The organism is Alistipes dispar (genome assembly GCF_006542685.1).
Taxonomy (GTDB): Bacteria; Bacteroidota; Bacteroidia; order Bacteroidales; family Rikenellaceae; genus Alistipes; species Alistipes dispar.
On record NZ_AP019736.1, the window covers coordinates 1,124,949 to 1,139,149 of the forward strand.

The window sequence follows — 14,201 nt, forward strand, 5'->3', positions numbered from 1 at the left end:
ACGGTTCCCCTATGTCCCCTCTCTTCATCGCGATCGTCGTCATCATGGCCGTTCTGGCCATTCTGGGCATCGTCGTGGGCGTCGCCAACGACGCCATCAACTTCCTCAACTCGGCCATCGGCTCGAAGGTCGCCCCGCGCCGCGTGATCCTCTGGATCGCCGCCGCCGGCATCCTGATCGGCACGCTCACCTCGAGCGGCATGATGGAGGTCGCCCGCAGCGGAGTCTTCTATCCCGGGCAGTTCTCCTTCTCCGAAATCATGATGCTCTTCCTGGGCATGATGCTGGGCAACGTGCTGCTGCTCGACCTCTACAACACGCTGGGACTTCCGACCTCGACCACCGTGTCGATGGTATTCGGGCTGCTGGGCGCCGCCGTGGCCACCGCGCTGTTCCGCATCGCGGCCGACCCCTCCTTCTCGCTGCACGACCTCTCGCAGTTCATCAACACGGGCAAGGCCATGGTCATCATCGCCGCCATTCTGGTCTCCGTGGTCTTCGCCTTCGCGGCCGGCACGCTGTTCATGTACATCTCACGGCTCATCTTCTCGTTCCGCTACCACCCCGCATTCCGCCGCTGGGGCGCGTTCTGGTGCGGCATATCGCTCTCGGGCATCCTCTACTTCGCCCTTTTCAAGGGTCTCAAGAGTTCGGGACTGATCCCCTCCGACATCACGCAGTATGTCGGCGAGCACGTCCTGCTGACGCTCTTCGCCTTCTGGGCCGCGGCGTCGCTCATCCTGTGGATACTCCAGCGGATGCGGTTCAACATCATGCGGATCACGATCCTCTCGGGAACCTTCGCCCTGGCGCTGGCCTTCGCCGGCAACGACCTGGTGAACTTCATCGGCGTGCCGATGGCCAGCTACGACGCCCTGCAAATCGCCCGCGACGCAGGCAGCGAGTCGATCATGATGGACGGACTGGCCCATCCCGCCCGCGCGAACTTCCTCATTCTGCTCGCCTCGGGTCTGATCATGGTGCTGACGCTCTTCTTCTCGAAAAAGTCGCGCCACGTCGCCGAAACCGAGCTTTCGCTCGCCTCGCAGCACGAGGAGTCGGAGCGCTTCGGCTCGACCTACGTGTCGCGCAGCCTCGTGCGCGCCACGCTGCTGCTCAACAACCTCTGGTCGGGCATGATTCCCGCACGCGTTCAGAAGGCCATCGACCGCCGCTTCGAGCCGCTGCCCGCCGAAGAACGCACCACGGCCCAGTACGACATGATCCGCGCCGTGGTGAACCTCACCGCCGCATCGATCCTCATCGCGATCGGAACCTCCTACAAACTGCCCCTCTCGACGACCTACGTGGTCTTCATGGTGGCGATGGGTTCGTCGCTGGCCGACCGTTCGTGGGGACGCGACAGCGCCGTTTACCGCATCACGGGCGTCATGGCCGTCATATCGGGCTGGTTCATCACCGCGCTCGGAGGCTTCCTCATCGCCCTGGCCACGACGGCCCTGCTGCTCTGGGGCGGATGGATCGCCGTCGCCGCGCTCACGGTCCTCTGCGCCTGGCTGCTCGTCCGCAGCCACCGCAAGACCCCGGAAGAGAAGGAAGCCGAAGCGGCCCGGCAGCCGCTCGACGACGCCGGAACGCCCGACGAAGTGATGCACGCCTGCATCGGCGAGGTGTGCACGACGATGCAGGAGGTGACGCGCATCTACAACCGCACGCTGGTCGCCGTCTTCAAGGAGAACCGCAAGGTGCTCAAGGAGATGGTGCAGACCTCGGACAAACTCTTCACCGAAGCTCGCGACCGCAAGTACGGCATCGTGACGACGCTGCGCCGCCTGCAGGAGTGCGACATCAACACGGGCCACTTCTACGTGCAAGTGACCGACTACCTTTCGGAGGTGACCAAGGCGCTCATCCACATCACGCGCCCGGCCTTCGAGCACATCGACAACAACCACAAGGGACTGTCGAAGGAGCAGATCGTGGACCTGATGCGCGTGAACGACGAGGTGGAGGCCATCTTCGACAAGATCAACGACATGCTCTCCTCCGAGAACTTCGCCGACCTGGATCTGGTGCTCGAAATGCGCGACAGGCTCTTCGATACCATCGTCGGGGCGATCAAGAACCAGTTGCGCCGCATCCACGAGGACCCATCGGGCAGCACGCGTGCCAGCGTACTCTACCTGACGATCCTCAACGAGACGAAGACGATGGTGCTCCAGGCCCGCAACCTGCTCAAATCGCAGCGTTATTTCCTCGACGTCGCCGGACAGAAATGATCCCGCGGTTTCCCGCCGCGACAACGCGAGCCCTCCTTTCCGTGCGACGGAAAGGAGGGCTTTTCCGTCCGCGCTCCTTTAGGAAAGCACGGGCGGGCGGGGGCAGCCCGCACCGGAAACGGCGCACGACACGGAAACGCAACGGGACCGTCATCCGGATGAAACGACGGTCCCGTATATTTGCAGCGTGAAACCCGGAAACAGGGATTCACCGAGTTGGTTTTAGGTTACATAAGTTGGTGGGAAGATGCCGCGACGCGAGGTTGCCGCATCTTCGTTTTTTTTGCGGCGCTCCGGCCGGCCTACCGTTCCATGTCCTTCAGATGGATTTCGAGGGCCCGGACCGAAATCTGAATCTCCCGGATCGACACCCCGAGCGATCCGATCAGCAACAGCAGCGCAGCGCCGAAAACATAGGCCGAAAGCACGAGCAGACCTACATAGATCAGAAACATCGTCACGACGCACAGGAAAAGGCTCGACACCCCCAGCGCCTGCATCGTGCGCGTGAGGTGCAGCCGGCGGCGCAGGTTGTCGATCTGCGCCCGCGTCACGTTCGAAGGGTGTTCCAGGTGCTGTTCCTTGAGGGTGCGCACCAGTTGCGCATAGGAGAGGAAACGGTTGGTGTAGGCTAGAAGGATCAGCGACACGGCCGAAAACAGCAGTGCCGGAGTGGTAAGCGTCAGTTCTTCCATCGGAATCGGTTTTTCTCGGCGGCAAAATTACGAATTATTTCCGGAACGCCCTCGCCCCCGCCCGCCGGGAATGTTCCGCCGGAGCCGCCGTCCGCCCGGCGCCCCTTCTTCGGAACGTCGCAATCTTCCTTCGCCCCGTCCGTCGCCGGCTGCGCAAAAACGGGCGGGCAAAATACCGGATTGCAGGTATTCTGACGGCTGTTTCATACGAAATGCAAGCGACTGTCCCGTTTTCCCGAAAAATTCGCTTATCTTTGCACGCCGAAATACGACAATTTAAATCTCAAAAAGAACAATATCTTCTATGGAACCGAACAAAACCTTCATCGACGGGCTTTGGAGCAAAGAGATCAACGTCACGAGCTTCGTACAGACGAACATCACCCCCTATCTGGGCGACGCTTCGTTCCTGCAGGGCCCGACCGAGCGTACCAAACACATCTGGAATCTCTGCCTCGAGGCCCTCGAAGAGGAGCGTCGGAACAACGGCATCCGTTCGCTGGACAACAAGACCGTCTCGACCATCACCTCGCACAAGGCCGGCTACATCGACCGCGAGCAGGAACTGATCGTGGGCCTGCAGACCGACGAGTTGCTCAAGCGCGCCATCAAGCCTTTCGGCGGCATCAACGTCGTCTCGCGCGCCTGCAAGGAGAACGGGACGGACGTGGACGAGAAGGTGAAGGACATCTTCACCCACTACCGCAAGACGCACAACGACGGCGTGTTCGACGTTTACACCGAAGAGATCCGCTCGTTCCGTTCGCTGGGCTTCCTGACGGGCCTTCCGGACAACTACGCCCGCGGCCGCATCATCGGCGACTACCGCCGTCTGGCGCTCTACGGAACCGACCGCCTGATCGAGGCCAAGCAGCAGGACCTCCGCAACCTCACCGGCCCGATGACCGAGGCCCGCATCCGCCTGCGCGAGGAGGTCGCCGAGCAGATCAAGGCCCTGAAGGAGATCCGCACGCTGGGCGAGTACTACGGCCTGGACCTGAGCCGTCCGGCCCATTCGGCGCAGGAAGCCGTGCAGTGGGTTTACATGGCCTACCTCGCGGCCGTCAAGGAGCAGGACGGCGCCGCCATGTCGCTGGGCAACGTCTCGTCGTTCCTCGACATCTTCATCGAGTACGACCTCGCGCACGGCCTGATCGACGAAACGTTCGCACAGGAGCTCATCGACCAGTTCGTCATCAAGCTCCGCATGGTCCGCCACCTGAGAATGCAGTCCTACAACGACATCTTCGCCGGCGACCCGACGTGGGTGACCGAGGCCATCGGCGGCCGCTTCAACGACGGCCGGACGAAGGTGACGAAGACCTCGTTCCGCTTCCTGCAAACGCTCTACAACCTCGGTCCCTCGCCCGAGCCCAACATGACGGTGCTCTGGAGCCCCGAGCTGCCGCAGGGCTTCAAGGAGTTCTGCGCCAAGGTGTCGGCCGACACCAGCTCGATCCAGTACGAGAACGACGAGCTGATGCGCGAGGTGCGCGGCTCGGACGACTACGGCATCGCCTGCTGCGTGTCGTATCAGGACATCGGCCGTCAGATCCAGTTCTTCGGCGCCCGCGCCAACCTGGCCAAGGCACTGCTGCTGGCCATCAACGGCGGCCGCTGCGAGAACACCGGCACGCTGATGGTCAAGGGCATTCCGGCTCTCTCGGAGGGGCCGCTGCGCTTCGAGGAGGTGATGCAGAACTACAAGAAGGTGCTGCACGAGATCGCCCGCATCTACAACGAGGCCATGAACATCATCCACTACATGCACGACAAGTATTACTACGAGAAGGCGCAGATGGCCTTCGTGGATACCGACCCGCGCATCAACCTCGCCTACGGCGTGGCCGGACTGTCGATCGCCATCGACTCGCTGTCGGCCATCAAGTACGCCACGGTGACGCCCCGCCGCAACGCCGAGGGGCTGACCGAAGGCTTCGACATCGAGGGCGACTTCCCCTGCTTCGGCAACAACGACGACAGGGTGGACCACCTCGGCGTCGATCTGGTCTACTACTTCAGCGAGGAACTCAAGAAGCTGCCCGTTTACAAGAACGCGCGCCCCACGCTGTCGCTGCTGACGATCACCTCGAACGTCATGTACGGCAAGAAGACCGGCGCGACGCCCGACGGACGCGCCAAGGGCGTGGCTTTCGCTCCGGGCGCCAACCCGATGCACGGACGCGACAAGAGCGGCGCGATCGCCTCGCTCGCCTCGGTGGCCAAACTCCGCTACCGCGACTCGCAGGACGGCATCTCGAACACCTTCTCGATCGTGCCGAAGTCGCTGGGCCCCACCGATCAGGACCGCGTGGACAACCTGGTGACGATGCTCGACGGCTACTTCACCAAAGGGGCGCACCACCTGAACGTGAACGTGCTGAACCGCTCGATGCTCGAGGACGCGATGGAGCACCCCGAGAAGTATCCGCAACTGACGATCCGCGTGTCGGGCTACGCCGTGAACTTCACGAAGCTGAGCCGCGAACACCAACTGGAGGTCATCAGCCGCAGCTTCCACGAACGCATGTAGGACGACGCCATGCTACGCGTACACTCCTACGAATCCATGGGAACTTTCGACGGGCCGGGACTCCGGCTCGTCGTTTTCCTGCAAGGCTGCAACTTCCGCTGCCTTTACTGCGCCAATCCCGACACGATCGAAGCCTGCGGCGGCACGCCGACCGAAGCCGCGGAGATTCTCCGCATGGCCCGGGACCAGAAACCCTTCTTCGGCCGGCGGGGCGGCGTCACCTTCTCGGGCGGCGAGCCGACGTTCCAGGCCGCGGAGCTGATTCCGCTCGTCCGGGCGCTGCGGGCCGAAGGGATCCACGTCTGCCTCGACTCGAACGGCGGGGTGTGGAATCCCGCCGTCGAGGAGCTGCTGGGGCTGGCGGACCTCGTGCTGCTCGACGTCAAGCAGGCCGTCCCGGAACGCCACCGGGCGCTCACCGGGCGCGACAACACCCCCACGCTGCGCACCGCGGCGTGGCTCGAGGAGCACGACAGGCCCTTCTGGCTGCGCTACGTGCTCGTTCCGGGATACAGCGACGCCGAGGAGGACATCCGCGCCCTCGGAGAGCGCCTCGGCGGATACCGGATGATCGAACGGGTCGAACTGCTGCCCTATCACACCCTCGGCGTACACAAATACGAAGCGATGGGGCTGGAGTATCCGCTGCGCGACGTGCGCGAAAACACCCCCGAGCAGCTCGACCGCGCCGCGGCCCTGCTCAGGGAGTACTTTCGGACGGTGGTGGTGAACTGATCCCGAAAAGGGGAGGGAACGCAAAGCGGCCGTTCGGACGGAAAAATACGGAACCGCGGCGCAGCCGGCCGCCATCGCCATTCGGGAAAGCGCCGCATCGGGAAAGTCCGCGCACGGGATCCGGTCCCGGGCGAGCCCGTCCGGGCAACGCGACGGAACATCCCCGGAAAGCGCGGAGGGACTCACACCGGAAAAACAGGGTTCCGGAAAAATCGTTCGGGCAATCCGGCTTTTCCCATGATAAATCCGGAACCGGCCGCACTGACGTGGCGGCCGGTTCCGGATTTTTTCGTATCTTCGCCGGAAATCAACCCGAAACTGCCATGAGCGAACGACTGCCCGACCTGAAAACCGCCTCCCGCGAGCGCATCGGCTGGATCGACCTGCTGCGCGTCCTCGCCTGTTTCCTGGTGGTGTTCTCCCACTGCTGCGATCCCTTCGTCGCCGTCTTCGACAGCGACCGTCCGACCTTCCTCTACGGCTGTTTCTCGGGCAGCCTGGTCCGCTGCTGCGTCCCGCTGTTCGTCATGATGACGGGCGTGCTGCTGCTTCCCGTGCGCACCGACACGGCGGTCTTCTACCGCAAACGCATCGGACGCATCCTGCTGGCGCTCATCTTCTGGTCCGTGGCGCTGCCCCTGCTCTACCTCCTTTACACCCGGATCGCTCCGGAGACGTCGCTCGACGCCGGGAACTACACCTGGGAGGCCACGCTTCCCAAACTTTGGAACTTCATATTCAACTTCACCTACGAAACCACGCCGCTGTGGTATCTCTACATGCTCGCAGGGCTTTACCTCGTCATGCCCGTCCTGAGCGCATGGCTCGAGCGGGCCTCGCGGCGCGACCTGCGCATCCTGCTCGGCATCTGGGGCATCACGCTGCTGCTGCCCTACGTCAAACTCCTCGCGCCGCTGGCGGGATACGCCGGAAACTACGGCAACATGGGCCTCTACGGCATCTGCGACTGGAACGAATTCGGCACCTTCCACTACGTCTCGGGCTTCGCCGGATACCTCGTGCTGGCCCACTACCTCGTCAAATTCCCGCCCGCCTGGAGCTGGCGTCGGACGCTCGGCGTCTGCATCCCGCTCTTCGCCGTCGGCTACCTCGTCACGGCCTTCGGCTACGTGCTGCTGCAAAAGCTCTTCCCGGGCAACTACGCCTACCTCGAAATCGTCTGGTACTTCGCGGGCATCAACGTCTTCATGATGACCCTTCCGGTCTTCCTCGTCGTGCAGAAACTCGCCTCGCGGCCCCGGGCATGGCTCGCGCGGATCGCGGGCGCGACGTTCGGCATCTACCTCTGCCACTTCGTCTTCGTACAGGCGGGCTACGACCTCATCGGCCGGATCCCGGGACTGCCCGTGCCGGTGCGCATCGTCCTGAACGCCTGCGCGGCCTTCGCCGTGAGCTACGGCGCGGTATGGCTCATGCAGCGCAGCCGCATCACGCGGCGGCTGGTGGAGTGAACCGTTGCGCCGCCCTCTCAAAATGAAAGGGAGGGTCTCATTTTGAGAGAGCCGAACGATTCTCCGGCACGCCCTTAATCGCTTGCTGTCAATACGGTATATTCCGGACGGGCGCTTTGTACGCAAATTGCGGCCGTCGGGAGCATGAAACTTTACATCGTATCGAACCGCTTGCCCGTGAAGGTCTCCGAGCAGGAGGGGCGTCTGCTTTTCGCGCGCAGCGAGGGCGGCCTCGCCACCGGACTGGACTCCCTGCACACCGATTACGAAAAACACTGGATCGGCTGGCCGGGATTCTGCCCCGACGGGGAAGAGTGCCGCCGGAAGACGGCCGACGAACTGGAGGCCCTGCGTTTCCATCCGGTCTTCCTCACCGCCGGCCAGATCGCCGACTACTACGAAGGTTACAGCAACAGCACGATCTGGCCCCTGTGCCACTACTTCTTCGCCTATACCCGCTACAAGGCGAGCTACCGCGAGGCCTACCGCGCCGTGAACCGTCTTTTCTGCGAGACGGTCTGCCGGCTGGCCGAGCCGGGCGATATCGTATGGGTGCAGGACTACCAACTGATGCTCCTGCCGGGCATGCTGCGGGAAGCCCGCCCCGAACTGGAGATCGGCTACTTCCACCACATTCCCTTCCCCTCCTACGAACTGTTCCGCATCCTGCCCGAACGCGCCGAAGTGCTGCGGGGGCTGCTGGGCGCCGACCTCGTGGCCTTCCACACGCACGACTACATGCGCCATTTCATCAGCACGGTGGAACGGGTTCTGCACCTCGATTTCCGGCTCGACGAGGTGCAGCTCGGCGACCGCGTGGTCCGCGTGAACGCCCTGCCCATGGGGATCAACTACGACCTCTACCACGGCGCCTCGCAGAAGCCCGAGGTCCGCGCCGCCGTCGAACGCACCCGCCGCCTCTTCGGATCGCACAAGCTGGTGCTCGCCGTGGACCGGCTCGATTACAGCAAGGGCATCCTCCACCGGCTCTGGGGCTTCGCCGCATTTCTGGAGCACCATCCCGAATACCGCGGTCAGGTGACCTTGGCCATGGTGATCGTCCCCTCGCGCGACCACGTGGGAAGCTACGCCGAACTGAAGACGCACATCGACGAGGAGATCGGCTCGATCAACGGCAAGTACTCCACGATGGACTGGACGCCGGTGTGCTACTTCTACCACGGCTTCGCCTTCGAGGAGCTGGCCGCCATGTACTGCGTCGCCGACGTGGCGCTCGTCACGCCTCTGCGCGACGGCATGAACCTCGTGGCCAAGGAGTACATAGCCACCAAGACCGACAATCCGGGCGTACTGATACTGAGCGAAATGGCCGGTGCTGCCGTCGAACTGTCCGAGGCCCTGCAGATCAATCCCAACGACATCGGACAGATCGAGCGGAGCCTCGTCGAGGCATTGACCATGCCGGTCGGGGAACAGCGGCGGCGCATCCGCGACATGCAGCGGACGATCTGCACGCAGACCGTGGACAAATGGGCCGCCGATTTCCTCGAAGAACTGGACGCCACCCGGCGGAAAAACGAACGCCTGCGCCGCAAACGCATCTCCGTCGGAACGACGGCGGCCGTCAGGGCGGCCTACGGCCGGGCGAAGCGGCGGCTGCTCCTGTTCGACTACGACGGAACGCTGGCCGCCCTGCGTCCCCGTCCCGAGGACGCCGCGCCGACGCCCGAACTGCTCGACCTGCTGCGCAGACTCTCCGGGGACCCGGCCAACCGGGTCGTCATCAACAGCGGCCGCGACCACGAGACGCTCGAACGGTGGTTCGGCTCAATGCCCCTGTCGCTCGCGGCCGAGCACGGCGGATTCTACAAGGAGGCGGGAGTCTGGCACAAGAACCTCCGCTCCGCGGAGTGGGACGGCGAGCTGCTGACGCTCCTGCAACGGTTCGTCGCCAAGACGCCCCGCGCCCGGCTGGAGACGAAGCAGACGGCGCTGGCATGGCACTACCGCCAGAGCGACGCCTGGCTCGGCTCGCTCCGGGCGCAGCAGCTCGTCAATCACCTCGCGCCGCTCTGCTCCCGGCTCAGACTGCAAATCATGCAGGGAGACAAGGTCGTGGAGATCAAGTCCCCCGACTGCACGAAAGGCTCGGAGGTCGAACGGCTCCTCGCCTCCGAACGGTACGACTTCATCCTGGCCCTCGGCGACGACACGACCGACGACGACATGTTCCGTGCGCTGTCGCCCGAAGCCGTGACCGTCAAGGTGGGCAACGTCTCCGAATGTGCCACCCACAACCTCGCGGCGCAGGCCGAGGTGCTGCCCTTCCTGCGCGAAGTGACGCGCGGCGAAGCCGGCCCGCGAACGGCGGCCTCCGAAGGCCGGAAGGGGCTGCGGCTGCCGCTCGGATTCCTGAAAGGACTGCTGAAAAACAACAAGACACGCCATGAATAACCTCAACTACGGCATCATCGGCAACAGCCGCACCGCCGCGCTCATCTCCGACCGGGGCCGCATCGAATGGCTCTGCTTCCCCGACTTCGACTCGCCCTCGGTATTCGCCGCCCTGCTCGACCGTGCGAAAGGCGGCTCGTTCGGCTTCGAGGTCTCCGGCAGTTATGCGGTCCGGCAGAGCTACGTCCCCCACACGAATATCCTCTCGACCCGCTTTTCGGCCGACGAGGGGGAGTTCGAGGTGCTCGACTACATGCCCTGCTACCGCTCCTTCGAGAAGGAGCACTACCTGCCGGCCGAGCTTTACCGCTACATACGCCTCGTGCGGGGCCGTCCCCGCCTCGCCATCGACTACGCTCCAGCTCCGAACTACGCCCGGGGCGAGGTGAGCCTCCGCGTCACGCCCGAGTATGTCGAAACGTGCAGCTCGTACGACCGGAAAGACCGCCAGTACCTCTACTCCTCCCTCCCGCTCGACGCGATCGTCGAACGGCGCGAAATCACGCTCGAGAAGGACGAATTCCTGCTGCTCTCCTACAACGAGAAGGCCATCCCGATCGACATCGAACGCGAGAAGATCGAATACTGCCGCACGCTGGTCTATTGGCTCAACTGGACGAACCGCACGAAGAAGTACAACTGCTACAACGACGTCATCGAGAGGAGCATGCTCGTGCTGAAGCTCCTCTCCTACTACAACGGCGCCATGCTCGCGGCCGTCACCACGAGCCTGCCCGAAACGATCGGCGAGGAACGCAACTGGGACTACCGATTCTGCTGGCTGCGCGACGCCTCCATGTCCATCGAAACGATGTTCCGCGTGGGGCACGTCGGGGCCGCCCGCCGCTTCATGAAATTCATCCAATCCACGCTCTCCGCCAGCCACGACTTCCAGATCATGTACGGCATCCGCGGCGAACGGACGCTAACCGAGACGACGCTCGACCACCTCGCGGGCTACGCCGGGTCGCGCCCCGTACGCATCGGCAACGACGCCTACCGCCAGCGGCAGAACGACTCGTTCGGCTACCTCATGGACCTGATCTACCAATACTACCGGCTGATGCCCGGCACGCTCGACGAGATCGAGGACATGTGGGAGCTGGTCAAGAGCATTCTGGACAACGTTTCGGAGAACTGGCGCAACCCCGACAAGGGCATCTGGGAGATCCGGGGCGAAGGGCAGCACTTCGTCTCCTCGAAGGTCATGTGCTGGGTGGCGCTCGACCGCGGAGCGCGCATCGCCGCGATGCTGCGCAAACACGCCTGCGCCGAGAGCTGGCGCGAGGAGGCCGAGGCGATCCGCCGTGACGTGCTGGAACACGGCTGGAAGGAGGAGATACAGAGTTTCTCGCAGAGCTACGGCAACCTGGCCCTCGACTCGTCGCTGCTGCTCATGGAGCCCTACGGATTCATCCCGGCCGCCGACCCGCGCTACCGCAAGACCGTGCTGGCCGTCCGCAAGGCCCTCTTCCACAAAGGACTGATGTACCGCTACAACAACGAGGACGACTTCGGCGTTCCCTCCTCGGCCTTCACGATGTGCACCTTCTGGCTCATCCGCGCCCTCTACGTCATCGGGCAGCACAACGAGGCCAAGACGCTGTTCAACCAGATGCTCCGCAACGGCAACCACCTCGGACTTTTCAGCGAACACCTCGACTTCGACACGAAGGAACAGTCGGGCAACTTCCCGCAGGCCTACTCGCACCTCGCCGTGGTCAATACCGCCCTGCTCTTCGCCGAGGAGGACGACCGGCTGGGATTCATCCGTCCGTAATCCGGACCGGAGCCGCCGCCCCGGGCGAAACGGGCGCGCCGGACATCCCGGAGAAAACGCAGGCCGGGAAGAGCCGGTTCCGAAGACGGCGCAGGCCGGGAACGGCATACCGAAGGCTCGGTACGGCGGGAACAGCGTACCGGCAGCAACATGCCGGAGACGCGGCCGCCGTAAAAAGATGCGGCCGGGCTTCCCGCCCGGCCGCATCCGTTTTCATGCCGCCGCTACTGCACGACGATCTCATCGACGAAGAGCCAGCCGCCGGGGATGCCGCCGCTGCGCGCGACATAGCGCACGTAACGCGCCCGCGTCTCCCCCGTATAGGCGAAGGTCTTGAAAAGCAGGTAGGGGCACGCGGGCGGGACGTCGTTGTGCACCGTCGCGAGCAGCGTGAACCGCTCACCGTCCTCCGATCCGTAGATCTCCGCCTCGCGCGGCATCCAGACATAGGGTCCCGCCGACTGCATGAACGTCGCACCGACATACCGTACCGGCATCGTGCGCCCGAGGTCCACCGTGACATCCATGTCGGAATCGAGAAATCCCTGCCACCGCCTGTCGCCGTAGGTCCAGCCGCCCAGCACCCCGTCCGTGAGGGTCGCCGCCCCGGAGGCCGGATAATTTCCGTGCCACGGCGTAGCGTAGCTCACCGGGCACCCTTCGGCCAGATGGTGTTTCGGCGCGAGGCTCTCGGGCCGTTCGCCGTACTCGGTACGCAGGTCGAAAGGCGCGTATCCGCGTCCGCGCAACTGTTCGGAAGCCTGCAACGCCCGCTGCCGGAACGCCTCGTAATCCTTCCGCCCGGGGCGGCTCCACGCCACCTCCGCGAGGGCCATCAGCCGCGGCCACATCATGTATTCGTAATGGGAGTCCGTCGGAATCCACTCGGCCCAGAGGTTCGCCTGCACGCCCAGCAGCAGCCGCTCCTCGTCGGGCGTCATCTCCGCCGGAACCGGCTCGAACGAATAGACCTTCCGCAGCGGCGTATAGCCGCCGATCGAGAGGGGCTGCGTGAAAGGAGCGTCCTGCGTATAGTCGAGGTAGCAGAACTCCCCGGGAACGAAAACCGCCTGCTGACCCGCACGGATCGCCTTCAGGCCCCCCTCCGTGCCGCGCCACGACATCACCGTGGCGCCGGGCGCCAGCCCGCCGTCGAGAATCTCGTCCCAGCCCAGCAGCCGGCGGCCGTGCGCGTTCAGGAAGCGTTCGATGCGGTGGATCAGGTAGCTCTGCAACTCGTCCACGTCCTTCAGCCCTTCGCTCCGCATCCGCTCGCGGCACTTCGCACAGTCGCGCCACGCCGATTTTCCGGCCTCGTCGCCGCCGATGTGAATGTACTCCGAAGGGAACAGCTCCATGACCTCCAGGAGCACGTTCTCCAGGAACTCGAACGTCCGTTCGTTGCCCGGGCAGAGGTCGCCGTCGCGGTACGGCTCTCCGTGGCATCCCAGCTCGGGATAGGCTGCCGTCACCTCCTCCGAATGGCCCGGCATCTCGATCTCGGGAATCACCTCGATATGCCGCAGCCGGGCGTACTCCACGATCTCGCGGATCTCCTCCTTCGTATAGAAGCCGCCCCGGGCGCGCGGATCGTCCGCCTCGCAGTAGCTGCGGTCGCCTTCCCACCAGCTCTGCCAGTCCTCGTAGGGCCGCCACGCCGCGAACTCCGTCAGGCGGGGGTAACGGTCAATCTCGATGCGCCATCCGGCGCCGTCGGTCAGGTGCATGTGCAGGCGGTTGAGCTTGAAGAGCGCCATGGCGTCGATCTGACGCTTGACGAACTCCACCGACCGGAAATGGCGGCTCACGTCGATCATGAAGCCGCGGTAGGCGAAACGCGGCGCATCCTCGATCGTGCGGCAGGCGATCTCCTCCGCGCGTCCGTCGTCCGTGAGCTGCAACAGGGTCTGCACGGCGTAGAAGGCGCCCGCCGCCGTCCGCGCCGACACCGCGATCCCGCGCGGCGCGATCTCCAGCCGGTAGGCCTCCTCCGAGGCGATGCCGCGCGCCGCGGGGTCGATCCCAATTTCGAGATCGGGACGCCCCTTTCCGGCCTGCCGCCAGCCCAGCCCGTCGAGGCAGGCGGCCAGTTCCGCCGCCGGAACATCGCCGTGCGGCGCCCGGACCGCATAGGTAAACGGCTCTCCCGGACGGAAGGTTCCCTCCCGCCGAACGTCGGAGACGGGAACGGGAATCACGCCCCGCGGGGCGGCGGCTTCCGGCGTTCCCTCCCCGACCGTCTCCGGCCGCATTGTCTCCGGCTGCGCCGGAGCGGAGACCGCCGCCACCGAAAGCAGGACGGCGAGTCCCCTGCCGAGTATCCGTCTCATG

8 protein-coding genes are annotated in these 14,201 nt (G+C 64.4%); 6 read left to right on the forward strand and 2 right to left on the reverse strand.

Annotated elements, in window-relative coordinates; translation table 11 throughout:
• Positions 1-11: 11 nt before the first annotated feature.
• Complete coding sequence (locus FME97_RS05010) at positions 12-2,240, forward strand: inorganic phosphate transporter (protein ID WP_141428165.1); 2,229 nt, start codon at positions 12-14, stop codon at positions 2,238-2,240.
• Positions 2,241-2,542: 302 nt separating this feature from the next.
• Here FME97_RS05010 and FME97_RS05015 read toward each other — a convergent pair whose 3' ends face one another.
• A complete protein-coding gene (locus tag FME97_RS05015; RefSeq protein ID WP_141428166.1) occupies positions 2,543-2,935 on the reverse strand; it encodes a DUF2721 domain-containing protein in 393 nt (130 codons plus the stop codon).
• A 304-nt stretch (positions 2,936-3,239) separates the two neighbouring features.
• Here FME97_RS05015 and pflB point away from each other — a divergent pair, with 304 nt between their 5' ends.
• From pflB to FME97_RS05040, 5 genes are all read left to right on the forward strand, one after another.
• Positions 3,240-5,468 carry a formate C-acetyltransferase gene (gene pflB, locus FME97_RS05020; RefSeq protein ID WP_141428167.1) on the forward strand — a complete coding sequence of 743 codons (2,229 nt, stop codon included), beginning with the start codon at positions 3,240-3,242 and terminating at the stop codon, positions 5,466-5,468.
• Between the two features lie 9 nt (positions 5,469-5,477).
• The gene (gene pflA, locus FME97_RS05025; RefSeq protein ID WP_141428168.1) at positions 5,478-6,203 is read left to right on the forward strand and encodes a pyruvate formate-lyase-activating protein; all 726 of its coding nucleotides are present in this window, start codon (positions 5,478-5,480) and stop codon (positions 6,201-6,203) included.
• A gap of 323 nt (positions 6,204-6,526) precedes the next feature.
• Entirely contained in the window at positions 6,527-7,675 is a 1,149-nt protein-coding gene (locus FME97_RS05030; RefSeq protein WP_141428169.1) for an acyltransferase, read from the forward strand.
• Between the two features lie 144 nt (positions 7,676-7,819).
• Positions 7,820-10,090, forward strand: a complete 2,271-nt coding sequence (locus FME97_RS05035) for a bifunctional alpha,alpha-trehalose-phosphate synthase (UDP-forming)/trehalose-phosphatase (protein ID WP_141428170.1) — start codon at positions 7,820-7,822, stop codon at positions 10,088-10,090.
• Positions 10,083-11,870 (forward strand): glycoside hydrolase family 15 protein, encoded by a 1,788-nt coding sequence (locus FME97_RS05040; protein ID WP_141428171.1) that lies wholly within the window; start codon positions 10,083-10,085, stop codon positions 11,868-11,870. Before FME97_RS05035 ends, FME97_RS05040 begins: the two co-directional genes overlap by 8 nt.
• 224 nt (positions 11,871-12,094) lie before the next feature.
• On the opposite strand, the gene FME97_RS05045 is transcribed toward FME97_RS05040, so the two are convergent.
• On the reverse strand, positions 12,095-14,200 hold the full coding sequence (locus tag FME97_RS05045) for a glycoside hydrolase family 20 protein (RefSeq protein WP_232522936.1): 2,106 nt from the start codon (positions 14,198-14,200) through the stop codon (positions 12,095-12,097).
• Position 14,201 lies beyond the last annotated feature (1 nt).

Excerpts from the sequence above, each read along its gene's own strand:
- FME97_RS05045 (WP_232522936.1), bottom strand. The coding sequence starts at position 14,200 with ATGAGACGGATACTCGGCAGGGGACTCGCCGTCCTGCTTTCGGTGGCG.
- FME97_RS05015 (WP_141428166.1), bottom strand. The coding sequence starts at position 2,935 with ATGGAAGAACTGACGCTTACCACTCCGGCACTGCTGTTTTCGGCCGTG.
- FME97_RS05035 (WP_141428170.1), top strand. The coding sequence starts at position 7,820 with ATGAAACTTTACATCGTATCGAACCGCTTGCCCGTGAAGGTCTCCGAG.
- FME97_RS05040 (WP_141428171.1), top strand. The coding sequence starts at position 10,083 with ATGAATAACCTCAACTACGGCATCATCGGCAACAGCCGCACCGCCGCG.
- FME97_RS05030 (WP_141428169.1), top strand. The coding sequence starts at position 6,527 with ATGAGCGAACGACTGCCCGACCTGAAAACCGCCTCCCGCGAGCGCATC.
- pflA (WP_141428168.1), top strand. The coding sequence starts at position 5,478 with ATGCTACGCGTACACTCCTACGAATCCATGGGAACTTTCGACGGGCCG.
- FME97_RS05010 (WP_141428165.1), top strand. The coding sequence starts at position 12 with ATGTCCCCTCTCTTCATCGCGATCGTCGTCATCATGGCCGTTCTGGCC.
- pflB (WP_141428167.1), top strand. The coding sequence starts at position 3,240 with ATGGAACCGAACAAAACCTTCATCGACGGGCTTTGGAGCAAAGAGATC.